The 16,181-nt window shown below is 72.7% G+C and carries 16 protein-coding genes and 3 pseudogenes; 13 read left to right on the forward strand and 6 right to left on the reverse strand.

The window, feature by feature from the left end:
• Positions 1-57: 57 nt before the first annotated feature.
• Positions 58-585 carry an SRPBCC domain-containing protein gene (locus ACFZDC_RS01945; protein ID WP_391319406.1) on the reverse strand — a complete coding sequence of 176 codons (528 nt, stop codon included), beginning with the start codon at positions 583-585 and terminating at the stop codon, positions 58-60.
• A gap of 183 nt (positions 586-768) precedes the next feature.
• On the opposite strand from ACFZDC_RS01945, the pseudogene ACFZDC_RS01950 reads away from it, so the two are divergent.
• The 6 genes and pseudogenes from ACFZDC_RS01950 to ACFZDC_RS01975 form a co-directional block, all read left to right on the forward strand.
• A pseudogene (locus ACFZDC_RS01950) lies at positions 769-1,208 on the forward strand (MFS transporter); the annotation flags it as partial.
• A gap of 86 nt (positions 1,209-1,294) precedes the next feature.
• Positions 1,295-1,792: a methyltransferase gene (locus ACFZDC_RS01955; protein ID WP_391319407.1), complete on the forward strand. Its 498-nt coding sequence runs from the start codon at positions 1,295-1,297 to the stop codon at positions 1,790-1,792.
• Positions 1,793-1,850: 58 nt separating this feature from the next.
• On the forward strand, positions 1,851-2,021 hold the full coding sequence (locus ACFZDC_RS01960; RefSeq protein ID WP_391319408.1) for a hypothetical protein: 171 nt from the start codon (positions 1,851-1,853) through the stop codon (positions 2,019-2,021).
• 122 nt (positions 2,022-2,143) lie between these two features.
• Entirely contained in the window at positions 2,144-3,157 is a 1,014-nt protein-coding gene (locus ACFZDC_RS01965) for an iron-containing redox enzyme family protein (protein ID WP_391319409.1), read from the forward strand.
• A 21-nt stretch (positions 3,158-3,178) separates the two neighbouring features.
• Positions 3,179-3,832: a HemK2/MTQ2 family protein methyltransferase gene (locus ACFZDC_RS01970; RefSeq protein ID WP_391319410.1), complete on the forward strand. Its 654-nt coding sequence runs from the start codon at positions 3,179-3,181 to the stop codon at positions 3,830-3,832.
• The gene (locus ACFZDC_RS01975; RefSeq protein ID WP_391319411.1) at positions 3,813-4,010 is read left to right on the forward strand and encodes a CDGSH iron-sulfur domain-containing protein; all 198 of its coding nucleotides are present in this window, start codon (positions 3,813-3,815) and stop codon (positions 4,008-4,010) included. The genes ACFZDC_RS01970 and ACFZDC_RS01975 overlap by 20 nt, the downstream gene beginning before the upstream one ends.
• A 206-nt stretch (positions 4,011-4,216) precedes the next feature.
• On the opposite strand, the gene ACFZDC_RS01980 is transcribed toward ACFZDC_RS01975, so the two are convergent.
• Positions 4,217-4,651, reverse strand: coding sequence for a protease inhibitor (locus ACFZDC_RS01980; RefSeq protein ID WP_391319412.1), 435 nt, complete (start codon positions 4,649-4,651; stop codon positions 4,217-4,219).
• A gap of 324 nt (positions 4,652-4,975) precedes the next feature.
• Here ACFZDC_RS01980 and ACFZDC_RS01985 point away from each other — a divergent pair, with 324 nt between their 5' ends.
• The 4 genes from ACFZDC_RS01985 (at position 4,976) to ACFZDC_RS02000 (ending at position 9,226) form a co-directional block, all read left to right on the forward strand.
• Positions 4,976-5,539, forward strand: coding sequence for a hypothetical protein (locus ACFZDC_RS01985; protein ID WP_391319413.1), 564 nt, complete (start codon positions 4,976-4,978; stop codon positions 5,537-5,539).
• Complete coding sequence (locus ACFZDC_RS01990; RefSeq protein ID WP_391319414.1) at positions 5,536-7,293, forward strand: cytosine permease; 1,758 nt, start codon at positions 5,536-5,538, stop codon at positions 7,291-7,293. The genes ACFZDC_RS01985 and ACFZDC_RS01990 overlap by 4 nt, the downstream gene beginning before the upstream one ends.
• Complete coding sequence (locus ACFZDC_RS01995) at positions 7,290-7,961, forward strand: cyclase family protein (RefSeq protein WP_391319415.1); 672 nt, start codon at positions 7,290-7,292, stop codon at positions 7,959-7,961. Before ACFZDC_RS01990 ends, ACFZDC_RS01995 begins: the two co-directional genes overlap by 4 nt.
• Before the next feature lie 95 nt (positions 7,962-8,056).
• Positions 8,057-9,226 carry an alpha-hydroxy-acid oxidizing protein gene (locus tag ACFZDC_RS02000; RefSeq protein ID WP_391319416.1) on the forward strand — a complete coding sequence of 390 codons (1,170 nt, stop codon included), beginning with the start codon at positions 8,057-8,059 and terminating at the stop codon, positions 9,224-9,226.
• Positions 9,227-9,273: 47 nt separating this feature from the next.
• Here ACFZDC_RS02000 and ACFZDC_RS02005 read toward each other — a convergent pair whose 3' ends face one another.
• From ACFZDC_RS02005 to ACFZDC_RS02015, 3 genes are all read right to left on the reverse strand, one after another.
• Positions 9,274-10,947: a ricin-type beta-trefoil lectin domain protein gene (locus tag ACFZDC_RS02005; protein ID WP_391319417.1), complete on the reverse strand. Its 1,674-nt coding sequence runs from the start codon at positions 10,945-10,947 to the stop codon at positions 9,274-9,276.
• A 493-nt stretch (positions 10,948-11,440) separates the two neighbouring features.
• Complete coding sequence (locus ACFZDC_RS02010; protein WP_391319418.1) at positions 11,441-11,818, reverse strand: toxin Doc; 378 nt, start codon at positions 11,816-11,818, stop codon at positions 11,441-11,443.
• Positions 11,819-11,821: 3 nt separating this feature from the next.
• On the reverse strand, positions 11,822-12,061 hold the full coding sequence (locus tag ACFZDC_RS02015) for a hypothetical protein (protein WP_391319419.1): 240 nt from the start codon (positions 12,059-12,061) through the stop codon (positions 11,822-11,824).
• 164 nt (positions 12,062-12,225) lie between these two features.
• Between ACFZDC_RS02015 and ACFZDC_RS02020 the strand changes: the two genes are divergently transcribed.
• The 3 genes and pseudogenes from ACFZDC_RS02020 (at position 12,226) to ACFZDC_RS02030 (ending at position 15,209) form a co-directional block, all read left to right on the forward strand.
• Entirely contained in the window at positions 12,226-12,735 is a 510-nt protein-coding gene (locus ACFZDC_RS02020) for a methylated-DNA--[protein]-cysteine S-methyltransferase (protein ID WP_391319420.1), read from the forward strand.
• A gap of 23 nt (positions 12,736-12,758) precedes the next feature.
• Positions 12,759-13,477, forward strand: a pseudogene (locus tag ACFZDC_RS02025) (2OG-Fe(II) oxygenase); the annotation flags it as partial.
• 100 nt (positions 13,478-13,577) lie between these two features.
• Complete coding sequence (locus ACFZDC_RS02030; protein WP_391319421.1) at positions 13,578-15,209, forward strand: multicopper oxidase domain-containing protein; 1,632 nt, start codon at positions 13,578-13,580, stop codon at positions 15,207-15,209.
• A gap of 33 nt (positions 15,210-15,242) precedes the next feature.
• On the opposite strand, the pseudogene ACFZDC_RS02035 reads toward ACFZDC_RS02030, so the two are convergent.
• Positions 15,243-15,914: pseudogene (locus tag ACFZDC_RS02035) on the reverse strand (glycoside hydrolase family 9 protein); the annotation flags it as partial.
• Positions 15,915-16,181: the final 267 nt, after the last annotated feature.

Consider the following 16,181-nt stretch of genomic DNA (forward strand, 5'->3'; position numbering starts at 1 on the left):
CGGGGGGACGATCCGCGCGGCCCTGTCCCCGGTGTTCGCCGTCCCGGCGGCCGGCGGTCAGTCCACGCCCGGTACGGGCGCGCCCGACGGCACTCCGGCCCCGACGTAGCCGTCGTAGAACTCCTTCCACCGCGCGCCCGCCCCGGCGTGCGGCCCTTGCGACCGCTCGCCGCCGGCCCTGGCGTCCAGGGCGGCCAGGCAGACCTCCCAGCCCGCGCTGTTGCGCGCGGCGGTGTTCTCGGCGGCGAGGACGTTGGTGAGCGTGAACCGGGTACGCCCGCCGTCCGCCTCCGCCAGATCGAAGTGGAGTTCGTCGCCGCCCCACTCGAAGGACAGGTGGCGGGGCGGGTGGAGGGCGAGCACCGTGCCGGTGGACTCCGGCATGTTCGGGTCGCCGCTGAACCGGATGACGCCGCCGGGGCGCAGGTCCATGTCGGGGCGGGAGGGGAACCACTGGGCGAGTTCGTCGGGGTCGGTCACGAACCGCCAGACGCGTTCGACGGGATGGTCGTGGACGCGGCTGAACCGGACGGCGGGGCGGCCGTCGTCGAGCGTCAGGTAGGTACCGGTGAGGTCGACGGACATGGTGCTTCGGTCCTTGCGGCGGGGGTCTCGGGGCTCGGCCGACGTCTCGTCCGGGCTGCGGCCCAGGGCGGCGCCTCGACGGTCTGGAATATACAGCGAGCGCCACCCCTCCAAAACGAAACGTTGCCGTTTCGCTGAAACTGTTCCAGCCTCGCGCTGTACGAAACGGTTTCGTTTACCTGCCTCGGCTTCAGCCCGACGAAGACCGGTGTGGCGTTCCTGCCGATGGTCGGCGCGCTGATGGTGACCGCGCAGGTCGGCACCACGGTCCTGATGCCCCGGATGGGCCCTGAGGCGGTCATCCCGCTGGGCTTCGCCATCGCCACGGCCGGCATGGCCTGGCTGACCGGCATCGGCCTCGGTTCCGCCTACATGCAGCAGGTGGGCGGTTCGATCGGCCCCGCCCTGCTGAACACCCTCGCCGCGAGCGCCGCCGCCGACTACCTGTCGGGGCACAACCCCGCGAGCAAGCCGGTGCGGGCGCAGGCGACGATCGAGAGCTACACCACCGCCTTCTGGTGGTCGGCGGTCTTCTTCGCCGCGGCACGGTCATCGCCTTCCTGCTCTACCGGCGCGGGGCGCCGGAGCAGGATGCGGGCGCGGCACCGGTCGTCCGCATGTGAGCCGCCGCGTCGAACCACCGCGTCCGGACCGAGGGGCCGCCGTCAGCAGGGAGACGGCGGCCCCTTCGCGCTGTCATGGTGTGGGAGTGCGCAAGGTGTCGGCGGCGCTGGGCAGCGCCCTGTTCCTCGTCGTGGTCTCGGGCAGCGCGGCCGTGCTGGTGCCGTGGTGGCTGACCGGAGGCTGGCGGGCCGGTGACTGGTGGCTGCCCCTGCGGCTGCTCGGACTCGTCCCGCTGGCGGCCGGCGCCGTCGTCGTCCTGGAGGCCTTCACGCGGTTCGCGCTGGAGGGCCTCGGCACCCCGGCGCCCGTGGCACCGCCCGCACGGCTGGTGGTGAGTGGCCCGTACCGCTACGTGCGCAATCCGGTCTACGTCGCCGTCGTCGCCGTGCTGTCCGGACAGGGCCTGCTGCTCGCCCGGCCGGTGCTTTTCGGGTACGCCGCCGGGGCGTGGGTGCTGACCTGGGCGTTCGTTCGCTGGTACGAGGAGCCGGGGCTGGTGCGCCGGTTCGGCGCGGAGTACGAGCGCTACCGGCGGGCGGTGCCGGCGTGGTGGCCGCGGCGGACGCCCTGGCGGGACGCTTGAGACGGCGCCGGCGGGTAACCCGAAGTGGATCAGTACGAGGCCGACGGAAGGAGACGCCATGGCGGGCGGGAACGACAACCACGAAGAGCGGCCCGATACGGCCCTGGGAGAGGTGCTCCAGGAGATCGAGGAAGCGGAGCAGCGCGACGAGGACAGCCATGGCGGAGGCGAGGCCGCCGACGCCACCACCCCCAACGCCGAGGCGCAGGAGCAGTCGCAAGGGGAGTGAACGGCCGGGAGGTCGTCCGGGCGGTGTGCCCGCCGGGCGCCGCGCCGGTCAGCGGCCCGGTGACCTCTTCGGGGGTGCGGTTGATCACTGGTGCCTTCGCGAGGTGCGGGTACCCGAGGCCCATGAACAACCACCACCGAGGACCCCAGCTGCCCCCGTCCCGCGGACCGCTCTCCACGGCCGTCACCGCGTACCTGCGCGGCACCGGCCCGCTCCCGGGCGCCGCCGAGGCGGAGTCGGCCGACCCCTACGGCGACGACCTCCAGCTGGCCCTGTACCTGTGCTACGAGCTCCACTACCGCGGCTTCGCGGGCGTACCGGCGCGGCGCGAGTGGGACCCGGACCTGTTGCGCGTGCGTGCCGCGCTGGAGCACCGCTTCCTGGGCGCGCTGCGCGCGGACACCCCGGGCCACGACAGCCTCGACGCCGCGCTCGCCGCCCTCCTGGTCGAACCGGCCGAGGGCACGGGAGTCACCCACTTCCTGCGCGACGAGGGCGAGTTGTGGCACCTGCGCGAGTACGCGGCCCAGCGCTCCCTGTACCACCTGAAGGAGGCCGACCCGCACGCGTGGGTGCTGCCCAGGCTGTGGGGCCGGGCCAAGGCGGCGATGGCGGCGGTGGAGTACGACGAGTTCGGCGCCGGCCGGGCCGAGCGGGTCCACGCCCAGCTGTTCGCCGAGCTGATGACGGACCTCGGCCTGGACACCACGTACGGGTACTACCTGGACGCGGCCGGCGCCGAGATGCTCGCCGTCGTCAACCTGATGTCGCTGTTCGGGCTGCACCGCGAGCTGCGCGGCGCGCTGGTGGGCCACTTCGCCGACGTGGAGATCACCTCCTCGCCCGGTTCGCGTCGGCTGGCCGAGGCGATGCGCCGCACGGGCGCCGGTCCGGCCGCGGAGTTCTTCTACGACGAGCACGTCGAGGCGGACGCCGTGCACGAGCAGGTCGTCCGCCACGACGTGATCGGCGGACTGCTCGAGGAGGAACCGGAGTCGGCGGGCGACATCGCCTTCGGCATCGACGCGACCGAGTACCTGGAGGACCGGCTGGCGCGGCGGCTGCTCACCGAGTGGCGCGCGGGACGGTCGTCGCTTCGCGTACCGCTTGCCCCTGAAATGGCCCATACATCCTGAAGACGGGGGTACCCGCGCGATGTGATCTCACTGGTGCTTCCGGGCGTTTACGCCCCTCAGGACGACACGGCATTGCTGATCGAGGCCCTCCACGAGGAGGCGCCTGCGCCGGGCGCGCACGTGCTCGACGTCGGCACCGGAAGCGGTGCGCTGGCATTGGCAGCCGCCCGCTACGGCGCCGAGGTCACCGCGGTGGACGTGTCACGGCGGGCGGTGTGGACGGCGCGGCTGAACGCGTGGCTGACCGGGCTGCCGGTCCGCATCCGGCGCGGCAACCTCTTCGGCCCGGTGCGGGGCCGCACGTACGACCTGGTCCTCGCCAACCCGCCCTACGTGCCGGCGCCCGGCGCGGGGCGCGGGCCGCGCGGCCGGTCCCGGGCCTGGGACGCGGGCCGCGACGGGCGGCTGCTGCTGGACCGGATCTGCCGGGACGGGCCCGGGCTGCTGCGGCCCGGGGGTGTGCTGCTGATCGTCCACTCCGCACTGAGCGGACCCGAGCGCAGCCTTCAACTGCTGCGCGGGGCGGGCCTGAAGGCCGCGGTGGTGCGGCGCCGCTGGATCGCCCTCGGTCCGGTGCTGCGCTCCCGGGAGGACTGGCTGCGCCGGAGCGGTCTGCTCACGGCCGCCGACGACAAGGAAGAGCTGGTGGTCATCCGTGCCGAACGACCCTGCTGACCGGCCCCGTCGGATCCGGGTGCAGCGGCGGGGGCCGCTGCTGGTGGAGGGCCCGGTGGAAGTCGAACTGGAGGACGGCACCACGGTCACCTCCGACCGTTTCCGTGTCGCTCTGTGCACGTGCCGACGCAGTCGCTGTTACCCCTGGTGCGACACGAGTCACCGGCGCAAGGCCTAGCCACCGGTTGAAACCGGTTGTTTTTCGCCGCTCCCCGGAAGGCCCCCCACGGGCCTGTCCGGGGAGCGGCTGTGTGCCCGGAAGCCGGCGGGAGGCCCCACTCCGCCCGTCGGCCCCGGTGCGAGATCGCAGGTCCCCGCTCCAGGGGCCGCACTCCCCAGTTGCGGGCCTGATCCGGCGTTACGGGGGCCACGCGATCCCGGTCCCTAGAACGCGAAGACGCTGCTGTTCAGAGCGTCCTTCACGCACGAGTTGCCGAAGGTGCGCTCGTAGGAGACGCGCTTGCCCTGCCAGACGCCCTGGACCGTGACGACGACGGGGTCGTACAGCTTGGTGCACCAGACGTCGTCGCGGGCCTTGAGGGCCTCGAAGTCGCCGCCGACGCCGCGCAGTTCGGCGCAGGCCTGGGCGGCGGCCGGGTGCGTGCCGGAGGCCGTCGGGGCGCAGTTCAGGGTGACGGCGCGCTCCGGGGTGGCCGTGGCCGCGTTGTCGCCGTGGCCGGTGGTGAGCACCAGCGCCGAGGGTGCGTAGAGCGACGACGGGGCGGCGTCCGGTGCAGCGGTGGCGGCCCCGGTCAGGGGTCCGCAGACGGCGGCGGCCGTGAGGCCGAGGGTCGCTGCCCAGCGCGCGGTGTTCCGCATTGTGTGCATCCTTCCGCTCGAATAGACGGGTGCCTGACTCCAGCCGGGTGCGGCCGGAGCGGCGAGCGCCACTCTGCCGAGTCCGCCGCCGAAACACACATCGAACCCACGGCTTTCAGTAACCTTGCGTATTGAAACAGTGGCGTGAAGTTACGGAAACAGTGCACGTCGACCGCACAACTGAGCGGTTCTTGATCGCGGATGGCCGTCCGATGGCTGAAAAACACCTCTTCGTTAATCGGCCTGAAACATTCCGACTCCGCCCTCGGCGAACCCCTTCGTGACGCCTTGTGTTCATGAACCAGTCGGAGTAATCGTCATTACATGATTACGACAGAGCAGAGAGAGAAGCTGCGCGGCTGGTTCGCCGACCGGCTGCCCGACGGCCTCTTCGAGGACCTGGTCGAGGTGACCGCCGACCGCGAGGAGATCACGGTGATCGGGCGCATCCCGGAGCCCCGGCTCGCCGAGGGCGCCTCGGACGCCGAGCGGGAGGCCGCCGTACAGGCGCGGATCCAGGAGTTCCGGGAGCGGACCCGCGAGGCCCGCATGGAGGCGGCCCGCGAGGGCGAGCACCGGTTCCGCCGCAAGGTGTCCTGGGGTGTGGTGTGCGGTACGGAGCGGGCCCTGTTCACGCATGTGGCGGCACCCGTCATGACCCGGCTGCGGCAGCCCGAGCGCCAGGTACTGGACACCCTCATCGCCGGGGGCGTCGCCCGCAGCCGCAGTGACGCCCTCGCCTGGTGCGTACGCCTGGTGCAGCGCCACACCGACGACTGGCTGACCGAGCTGCGGGAGTCCCTGGAACACGTCCAGCGGGTCCGGGCCCAGGGACCGGACAGCGAGGAGGTGGTCGATTCATCCACCGGCGACGGCGAAGATGGATGAAACACCCTCTGGCCGGGATTCCGGCCCGCGCCGTACCGTCGGCAGACCCCGCCAGGACGTTCCCCCGCCGACGTCGCACACCCCCGCGGCGCCGGCGGTCGTTCGCCGCCCGCCGCGCCACCAAGCGCTCCACCGCCGCATCCTCGCTGGAGCTCCTTTTGACCCCGCAGTCCCCCGGCTCGCCCACCGCGCCGCCGCCGTCCCTCACCGAGGTCGAGCCCTACGGTGTCGAGCGCATCCCCGACGCGGACCGCAGCGCGACCCCGCTCGACCTGTTCCGGGTCGCCTTCGGCGGCGCGAACACCTTCTCCACCTGCGTCCTCGGCGCCTTCCCGATCCTGTTCGGGCTCTCTTTCTGGCAGGGCCTCGCGGCCACCGTCCTCGGTGTCGTCGCGGGCGCGCTGATCCTGTGCCCGATGGCCGTGTTCGGCCCGGTCAACGGCACCAACAACGCGGTCTCGTCCTCCGCGCACCTGGGCGTGCACGGCCGGGTGGTCGGTTCGTTCCTGTCCCTGCTGACAGCCGTCGCGTTCTTCTCCATCTCGGTGTGGAGCTCGGGCGACGCCCTGGTCGGCGGTGCGCACCGGCTGTTCGGCCTGCAGCGCGGCACACTGTCGTACGTCGTCGCGTACGCCCTGTTCGCCGGGCTGGTACTCGCGGTGTGCGTCTACGGCTTCCGGTTCATGCTGTTCGTCAACAAGATCGCGGTGACCTCGGCGACCGTGCTGTTCCTGCTCGGCGCGATCGCCTTCGCCGGCGACTTCGACCCGTCGTACGCCGGTGTCTTCACGGCCTCGGCGGACGCCTCCACGCAGTCGCTGTTCTGGCCGTCGTTCATCGGCGCGGCGCTGATCGTGCTGTCCAACCCGGTGTCGTTCGGGGCGTTCCTGGGCGACTGGTCGCGTTACATCCCGGCCGGCACCCCGCGCCGCAAGGTGGTGGGCGCCGCGTTCCTCTCCCAGCTCGCGACCCTGCTGCCGTTCGTCTTCGGGCTGGCCACCGCGAGCATCATCGCGACGAAGGCCCCGAAGTACGTCGACCCCGCCGCGCCGGACTTCGTGGGCGGGCTGCTGGCCATCTCACCGGCCTGGTTCTTCCTGCCGGTGTGTCTGCTCGCCCTGATCGGCGGCATGTCGACGGGCACCACCTCGCTGTACGGCACCGGCCTGGACTTCTCCTCGGTGTTCCCGAAGCTGTCCCGTGTCCAGGCGACCCTCCTGGTCGGCGTGCTGTCGATCGCGTTCATCTTCATCGGCCGGTTCGGTCTGAACCTCGTGCAGTCGATCTCGACGTTCGCCACGATGATCGTCACCTGCACCACGCCCTGGATGGTCGTGATGATGCTCGGCTTCCACACCCGGCGCGGCTGGTACGACCCCGACGCGCTGCAGGTCTTCAACCGCCGTCAGCGCGGCGGCCGGTACTGGTTCGCGCACGGCTGGAACTGGCGCGGTATGACGGCCTGGTGGGTGGCCGCGGTGATCGGCGTGCTGTTCACCAACATCCCGGGCCAGTTCGTCGGCCCGCTCGGGGACCTGGCGAACGGCGTCGACATCAGCCTGCCGCTGTCGCTCGCCGTGGCCGCCGTTCTGTTCCTGGCCCTGCTGCGGCTGTTTCCCGAGCCCCGCGCGGCGTACGGCCCCGAGGGCGCGCGACTGGCCCGTACGGTCGATGCGCCGGTGCCGCCGATCACCGGTCCCGGCGCCCCGGCGGACGACGCCCCGCCCGCGCTCGCGGCCGAAGGCGGCCGATGAGCGACTGGCTCGACCTTTCGGTTCCCGTGGTCACCGGGATGCCCGTGTATCCCGGTGACCCGGGGGTCACGGTCTCCCCGGCCCTGCGGGCGCCGGCCGACGGCGTCAACGTCCTAACCCTGCATCTGGGTTCGCAGTCCGGCACGCACGTCGACGCGCCGTACCACGTCGACGACGCCTGGCCCCGCCTGGACGAGCTTCCGCTGGACCGGTTCGCCGGGCCCGCGGTCGTGGCCGACGTCCGGGGGCTCCCCGCCCGGTCACCGATCACGCCGGACCGGCTGGCCCCCGCGCTCGCCGCCCTCGCGGCGGCACCCGGCGCACTGCTGCTGCTCGTCACGGGCTGGTCGGAGCACTGGGGCACCGACGCGTACCTCGCCCACCCCTGGCTGACTCCCGAGGCCGCCCGGGCGTGCCTCGAGGCCGGCGCCCGCACCGTGGCCGTGGACGCGCTCAGCGTGGACCCGACGCCCCAGCCCGGTGATTCCGACGCCGACGTCGGCCTGCCGGCCCATCGGGTGCTGTGCGGCGCGGGCGGGGTGATCGCCGAGAACCTCACCGGTCTCGACCGGCTGGTGGGTGCGCGGGCGGTCGAGGTGTTCCTCTTCCCGCTGCGGCTGCCCGGGGCGGACGGCGCTCCGGTGCGGGCGGTGGCCCGCACCGTCTGACACGGCGCGCGGGACACTCCCGGTGGACGGCCCCGCACTTACCCGCGAGTATCGTCGGCACGCGCGGGAGCGGCGGCGAGCGGCGGGAGGGATCGATGGCGAAGCACTGGGCGGACTTCCAGTACGAGATCTATCTGAACGGGATGACGGGGGCCGTGCCCCGGCTCCCCACCGATCCGACCCGGCTGGAGGAGCTGGCCGAACACCGGCTGGGACCGGGCCCGGTGGGATACGTGGCGGGCAGCGCCGGCGACGGCAGCACGGCACGGTCCAACCGGGCCGCGCTCGCCCGGCGCCGGATCGTGCCGCGCATGCTGCGGGACGTGCACGAGCGGGACCTGTCGGTCGACGTGCTCGGCCGTGCGCTGCCGGCACCGCTCGCCCTCGCACCCGTCGGCGTGCTGTCGATCATGCACCCGGACGCCGAGTCCGCCGCCGCCCGGGCCGCCGCCGCGCAGGGGGTGCCGTACATCCTGTCGTCGGCGTCGAGCACGCCGATGGAGCAGGTGGCCGAGGCGATGGGCGACGCCGAGCGGTGGTTCCAGCTGTACTGGGGCAAGGACCGTGAGGTGACACAGAGTTTCCTCGCCCGGGCGAAGGCGGCCGGGTTCTCGGTGCTGGTCGTCACCCTGGACACTCCGCTGCTGTCGTGGCGGCCGCGCGACCTGGACCAGGCGTATCTTCCGTTCCTGCACGGGGTGGGCACCGCCAACTACTTCACCGACCCGGCCTTCGGGGCGGGCCTCGCCAAGCCCGTGCACGAGGACCCGAACGCGGCGGTGCTGCACTTCCTCGGCCTGTTCGGGGACGCCGGCCACACCTGGCCGGACCTGGCCTTCCTGCGCGAGCACTGGGACGGGCCGATCGTCCTCAAGGGCGTCCTGCACCCGGACGACGCCCGGCTCGCCGCGGACGCCGGGATGGACGGCGTGGTGGTCTCCAACCACGGCGGCCGGCAGGTGGCCGGATCCGTCGCGGCGGCCGACGCCATCCCCGCGGTCGCGGACGCGGTCGGCGACCGGCTGACGGTGCTGTTCGACAGCGGGGTGCGCACCGGCGACGACGTGTTCAAGGCCCTCGCCCTCGGCGCGCGGGCGGTGCTGCTGGGGCGGCCGTACGTCTACGGGCTCGGTCTGGACGGACAGGCGGGCGTCGAGCACGTCATCCGCTGCGTGCTCGCGGAGCTGGACCTCACGCTGGCCCTGTCCGGGCACTCCACGCCCACGACGGTCACCCCGGACGACCTCGTCGAGGCGGTCGGCTGACAGCCTGTGTCCCGCCGCCGGCCGGCGGCGGGACACTTTGGAGGTGGCTATGTGCCCGTCCGCGGCAGCCGCGCCGGCCGGGCGGACGGCCCGTCGCTGCCGGCGATCGACAGGGAGCCGGGGCTCGCCGACGGCCCGTCGGTCCGCCAGCGCTGCCCGGCTGAGTCGTCCCGGACCATGACGACGATGTCCGAGCCCGCCTTCTCGCCGGCCGGGGCGAGGGCGAGGGTCTCGTCCCAGCGGGGCAGCAACTCGCCCTGCACCGTGAGGTCGTAGCGCACGTCGTCGCCGCGCCGCGCGTCGGCGTCGGCGCAGGTGCCGAGAATGACGACGCCCGCGTCGGCGTGCGAGTCCAGGCACAGTCCGGAGTCGGCGACGCTGTGCAGAAGCCCGTCCGCGTCGTACGTCCACTGCTGCGTGGCCGCCGAGGAACAGACGGCGAGCACCGCGCCGGCGCCCGCCTCGGGCTTGCCGTCGATGTCCAGGCACAGGTCGGCGGCGCCGTTGTGCAGCCGGCTCGGCCGGCCGGCCGTGGGCAGGCCCGCGGTGCCGGGTGTGGTGGCGGAGACGCGCGGGGACGGGGACCGGACGTCGGTGCCGGGGGCGGCGCCGGTGGAGGCGACCGGACCGGTGCCGTCACCGCCGTCCGGCCACACGCTGAGGGCGAGGACGATCGCGAGCAGCCCGGCCGAGGCGACGCCGACTCCGGTGAGCAGCGTCCTGGACGACCAGCCGGCCCCGGGGGCGCGCCGGTCGAGCGACTTGGGCTCCGCCCCGGCGCGCCGGTGTCCGCCGGGCACCGGGATCCGGGTCAGCAGCCCGGGCCTTCCGCCACCGCGGCGGCGGCCGCCGGAGCGCCGCGAGGTGCTGCGGGCAGGGCCGGGCCGTCTGCGGCCGGGGCGCGAGTCGAGGTAGCGGCGGGCGCCCCAGCCGAGCACCGCCTCGGCGAGGAGCACGCCGAGTCCGCCCTCGATCCGCCCCAGTTGCTCGGCGGCGTGCCGGCAGTAGGGGCAGGCGGCGAGATGCTCCTGGACGTCCGGCAGCAGCGCGCCGCCCCGACGGATCGGTACGTCGAGAAGACGGTTGTAGTGGCGGCAGTCGGTGCTCGGCGCGAGTTCCCGGTGCGCACGGACACAGCCTTCCCGGAATTTCTCCCGGGCCTGTTCCAGTGCGGCCGCCGCGCTGTCGACGTCCAGCCCGAGCAGCCCTGCGGGAACGTTTATCGGCTCGGCCTCGACCTCGGCGTGCCACAGCAACGCCTGTTCGAGTCGGGGAAGACTATGGAATGAACGTTCGGACAGCGCACGGTTTTCCGGTATCAGGGACTTCGCCATACGCATACCGCGGCCCCCGGCGGGTTTCCGCAGTCCCGGGAGGACGGCGGTTATCCGGTCCGTGGCGGACCAGTTCACCACCGTGTCCCGCACCGCCACCAGCAGACGGGGCCGTAGCGCCTCGGCGGGTTCGCCGAGCGCGAGCCGGTCGAGGACCTGGTGGAAGGCGGTGGCGCCGACCATGTGGGCGAGGGGTCCGGGCGCGGCCAGGCAGATGACCGAGTAGTCCTGTACCGGCTGCCAGTGCCGGGCCATCAGCAGGGCGGCGGACCGCGAGGCCTCGGCGTCGGAACCGGCGCGCAGTGAAGCGGCGAGCGACTCGTCGGACTCCCCCGGATCGCCCCCGAGGGGCGGGTAGGGGGGACGAGGAGGGTGGGGGGTGGGCACTGAGGGCATTCCTTTGTGCGTACGGAGCGTTGGTCCCGCTCTCCGGGACGCGTGCGGAGAGCGGGAATTACCGGTGCCGTAACAGCCCGGTTCCCAACTGCCGAAAGAGGCCCGCCGATTATCCCCCGCACGGGTGTGTCAACCCTTGCACAACTTCCACACACGCAACAAGGCGCTCGTGCGACATCGACAGGTTTGAAGGAAAGTCAGAAAACGGGCCGGGCGGCTGGTCCGGTACGGCGGCTTTCGGTTTTCCGCGCGCCCCGTGTGAAGCGTGTGCACGCACCGGACGGACGCGCACGCTCCCGGGGTGCGCGGCCCGGGAGTGGACTGGGATCCGGCCCTCTCGGAAGGCCCCGCGCAGGACGGCGGCTCTCCCGCGCGAAACCGGCCGCCGGCCCCGTTCCTCCCGCCCTCGGCCGGCGGCCTCGTCATCGGCTCGACGCCCCCCGGCCGGCGGCCACGGCGGCTTCCCCCGCCCGTCGGGGTGGTGTCAGATCTGCCAGGAGCGGAGCCGGTCGGCCGCGCCGTACACATCGGTCTTGCCGGACATCAGGTCGCGGGCGAGGTCCACCAGGGCGCCGTAGGGCGGGTCGATGCCGACGCCGCTGACGAACATGTAGGCCACGGCGGTCGCGGAGGCGAAGCGGGCGTTGGCCGCGGGCAGCGGCTTGAGCAGCGCGAGGGTGTGCAGCAGGGCGGCGGCCCGCCAGGCGGGGTCGGAGTCCACGCCGAGCCGGGGCGGGTCGACACGGTGCCGGGCGACGGCGGCGACCAGCGCGGAGAAGTCGTCGACCGTGGGCTGATCGGGCAGGACCTCCTCGTGGCGCTGGAGCAGCCAGGGGACGTCGATATGGATGACGGAGGGCATCGCTCAGGCGGCCTCGCCCTTGGCCTGGGGCTCGTCGTCGGGGAACGCGGCCGCGAACTCCTCGGCGTGGGCGGTGAAGAAGCTCCGGAAGGCCTCCGCGCCCTCCTGCAGCGCCCGGTGCCGGGCGATGTCGGCGGCGGCGGCCTCGCGCACGAGGGCCTTCATCGACGTCCCTCGCTCCTTGGCGATCTGCCGCAGGTCCTCTAGTTCGCGTTCGCTGAACTCCACGTTGAGAGCTGGCATGCCCCTCACGGTACCGCGCGGGTACTTACCCGTAAATATCACCAGGTCAGGCGCCCTTTTCCCCGGTACCTGGGGGACGTCGGCACCCTGTCCGTTCTCCGCCGGTGACGCGGGGCCCGGCGCGGCAGACTCGACGGCGAACCCCTCGGCAGTCAGGAGATCCGATGACCACGCACGCCGTCCACACCACCTGCCCGAGCCCGCTCGGGGAGCTGCTGCTGACCGGTGAGGAGTCCGGCGGCCTCCTCACTCTCACCTCGCTGTCCCTGCCGGGGCGACACGGCGCGCCCGCCGTCCGCGCGGAGGACCGGCACGACCGGCCGTTCGCCGAGGTGCGCCGTCAGTTGGACGCCTACTTCGCCGGCCGTCTCACCCGCTTCTCCCTGCCGCTCGCCCCCGCCGGCACCCCGTTCCGACTCCGGGTGTGGCAGGCGCTGGAGGACGTCCCGTACGGCACCACGACCAGCTACGGCGAGCTGGCCGCGCGGCTGGGCGTCCCCCGCGCCGAGATCCGCGCGGTGGGCCGGGCGCTCGGCGCCAATCCCCTCCTGCTGGTGCGCCCCTGCCAGCGGGTGATCGGCGCGGACGGCTCGCTGCGCGGGTACGCGGGCGGCGTGGAGCGCAAGGTGTGGCTGCTCACGCACGAGGGCGCGCTGCAGCCGGCCCTGGCGTGAGGGATGCGAGGCAAGGAGCGGTCATGAAGCTCACCCGGGCCGAGGCCCGCCACCGCGTGGCCGGCACCGACTGGTCCGCACTCGCGGCCGAGTCGGACGAGCACGGCAGCGCGCCCACGGGCCCCCTGCCGACCCCACGGGAGTGCGCCGGCCTCGCCGCCCCGCACGACAGACCGGAGCTGTTCCGCACCACCCTCGATCTGGCCCGGCACCGGTTCGGCTCCGGCGCGTACCGCTACTTCACGCACGACCTGCCCACCCCCGTGGCCGCGCGCGCGCCGCCCTCCATCCGCGCCTGTTGCCCATCGCCCGGGACTGGGCGGCCCACCTGGCCCGCCCGGCGCCCTGGCCTGACTCCCTGGCCGAGTGGCTGCAGCGTTGCCACGCCGCCGGCCAGGACCGGTCGGCACAGATCCTGCTCAGCTACGGCCCGGGCGACTGGAACGCCCTGGACCGGGACGTTTTCGGGGAGCTGGTCTTCCCGTTCCAGGTGGTGATCGCCCTGGACGCGTACGGCACCGACTACACCGGCGGCGAGTTCCTGATGGTCGAGCAGCGGCCACGCGCCCAGTCCCGCGGGACCGCGACGGCCCCGGAGCAGGGGCACGGCCTGGTGTTCACGACCCGCGACCGCCCCGTGCGCACGCGCCGCGGCTGGTCGGCCGGGGCGATGCGGCACGGGGTGGGCACCGTACGGTCGGGCCGCCGGCGCACCGTGGGGCGGGTGTTCCACGACGCCTCCCGAAACGGTGGGTCACCCGGCGCCCTTCGACACCCGACACCATCAGACGCGCCGCCGCAGATCCCTCACATATGAGCGCAAAACGTGTCTTATTTCCTTCATGCACACACCTTCGCGGCGTACCCTGCTCCGTGCCCCGATCGCTGCTGCCGGCGCGGGACTCCTGGCTGCCTGCACCGATTCCGGCTCCCGCTCCCCCGTCCGCTCCGGTCCCCAGGGCACGGCGGCCGGCCAGGAGGACTTCGTTCCCCTGGGGCCCAAGGGATATGTCGACCCGTCGGGTCCGGAGGTCCATGCCGCCGAGCGCAAACGCGGTTCCGGCCCGGTGCGCATGCTGAGGTTGACCGCGGCCGAGAACACGCTGGATCTGGGCGGGCGGTCCGTGCGGACCTGGGCCTACCACGAGGAGTTGCCCGGGCCGCTGGTGCGCGTCACCGCCGGCGACGTCCTCAGTCTCACCCTCGCCAACCGGTTGCCGACCACCACCACCCTCCACTCCCACGGCGTGCGCATGCGCTGCGACATGGACGGCGTCCCGGACCTGACCCAGAGAGCCATCGATCCGGGAACCGACTTCACCTACCGGTTCACCGTCGCCCATCCGGGCACCTTCCTGCTCCACTCCCATGTCGGACTCCAGCCCGACCGCGGGCTGTACGCCCCGTTCATCGTCGACGACCCCAAGGAGCCGCTCGCCTACGACAAGGAATGGATCATCGTCCTGGACGACTGGGTCGACGGTGTGGGCGGCTCCACCCCCGAGCGGGTGCTCGACCAGCTCACGCCCACGGGCATGAAGATGGGCAGCATGGCCATGGGCCCCGGACCCGGCAGCCCCGGAGCCCGCACATCGGCGGCCCCGCACGCCTCACACTCCCACAAGGCGACCGGCCCCTCCCGCGTCTTGCGCGGGTCGCACAGCCGCATGCTCCACGGGGAGGCCGGCAGCGTCGACTATCCGTTCTACCTCGCCAACGGCCGCACACCCGCCCAGCCCACGACGTTCCGGTGCCGGCCCGGCGACCGCATCCGGCTGCGCATCATCAACGCAGGCTCCGAGACCGCCTTCCGCGTCGCACTGGACGGCCACACCATGACCGTCACGCACACCGACGGCTACCCCGTCCAGCACAAGGAGACCGACGCACTCCTCCTCGGCATGGCCGAGCGCTACGACGTCCTCGTCACGGCCAAGGACGGCGTCTTCCCCTTCGTCGCGCTCGCCGAGGGCAAGAAGGGCCAGGCCGTCGCCCTCCTGCGCACCGACAAGGGGAGGACCCTGCCCCCTGCCGACGTCCGCCCGGACGAGCTCGACGGGGAGGTCGTCCCCGCCCGGCGCCTCCGGCCCGCCGACTCCGTGGCCCTCGCGGACCACGAACCCGACCGGGAGATCCGGATCAGGGTCACCGGCACCATGGAGAAGTACGACTGGGGCTTCGATCACCGGTCCTACGACGTGCGTCAGCGCCATCCGGTCCGGGCCGGTGAGCGGGTACGGCTGACCCTCATCAACGCCACCGACATGTGGCATCCCCTGCACCTGCACGGCCACACGTTCGCCATCACCGGCCTGGACGGCTTGGGCGCGCGCAAGGACACCGCGATCGTGCTGCCCCACCGCAAGCTGGTCGTGGAGTTCGACGCCGACAACCCCGGCCTGTGGATGCTCCACTGCCACAACCAATACCACTCGGAGAGCGGCATGATGACCATCCTCGGATACCGCAAGTGACGCGGTGAACCGGGGAAGCCTTGCGCACCACTCTCAGCCTTGGTCCGCCACGAACGAGGCCATCCAGGCCGGCGCCGCGTTCCAATTGACGGCCGTCTCGTTGGTGGACCAGGACTGGATGTCGTCGATGGAGCAGAACTGGCCCGTGCAGCCCTGCAGTCTGCTCTGCGCGTACGGGTCCTGGATGCTCGAGTTGGCGCCTCCCGCGAGGGTGCCCTTGGGCGGGTCGGGGAGGTTCGGGTCGAGTTCGTGGGCGTACCAGGGGCTGTGCTGGTGGTGGGATGCCACCTCGCCGTAGCCGGTGACGTACGAGATGTTCAGGGCGTTGCGGCCGAGGAGGTAGTCCATGCTCTCGACCGCGCCGTCGCGGTATTCCGTGGCGCCGGTGAGGTCGTAGGCGGTGGCGACGACGTGCGCGCCGTTGAGGACCTGGGCGTTGGACCCCCAGTCGTAGAGGTTGCCGTCGGGGGCGTACGGCATGCCGTAGGGCTGGGGCGCGGCCGTCGCCAGGTAGCGGTCGGCGGCCTCGATCACCGACCGGCGCAGCTTGTCCCGGCCCGGCAGAGCGCTCGGCACGGTGGCGAGGTCGAGGCGACCGGCCGCGGCCGTACGGCCCCAGTCGAAGCCGAGGGGCCCGAAGACGTCGGCGGTGTGCACGGGAGACGTGAGCACGTGGTCCGCGAACGCACGCTCGCCCGTGGTGAGGGGCGCCCAGGAGTGCTCCGGTCGCGGGCGCTGCCGTGGCCGCGACCAGAACCGATCCGCGCGTGACCGTCATGGCGGCTCTCCCGCATCAGGACCCAGAAGTACTCACAACTGACCGTGAACAAACAGATTCTGACGACCTGCCACACGCGATCGTCAAGGGTGCGGGTCCACACACCTGCCCGGGTCTCCACATCGGCCGAAATTCCCCCTTGACGATGTTCGACGGGTCGGCCGGGATGCAGGGGGTCGCGGTTCACGGGAGAG

Origin of the sequence: Streptomyces sp. NPDC007905 (assembly GCF_042959345.1) — a bacterium.
GTDB lineage: Bacteria > Actinomycetota > Actinomycetes > Streptomycetales > Streptomycetaceae > Streptomyces.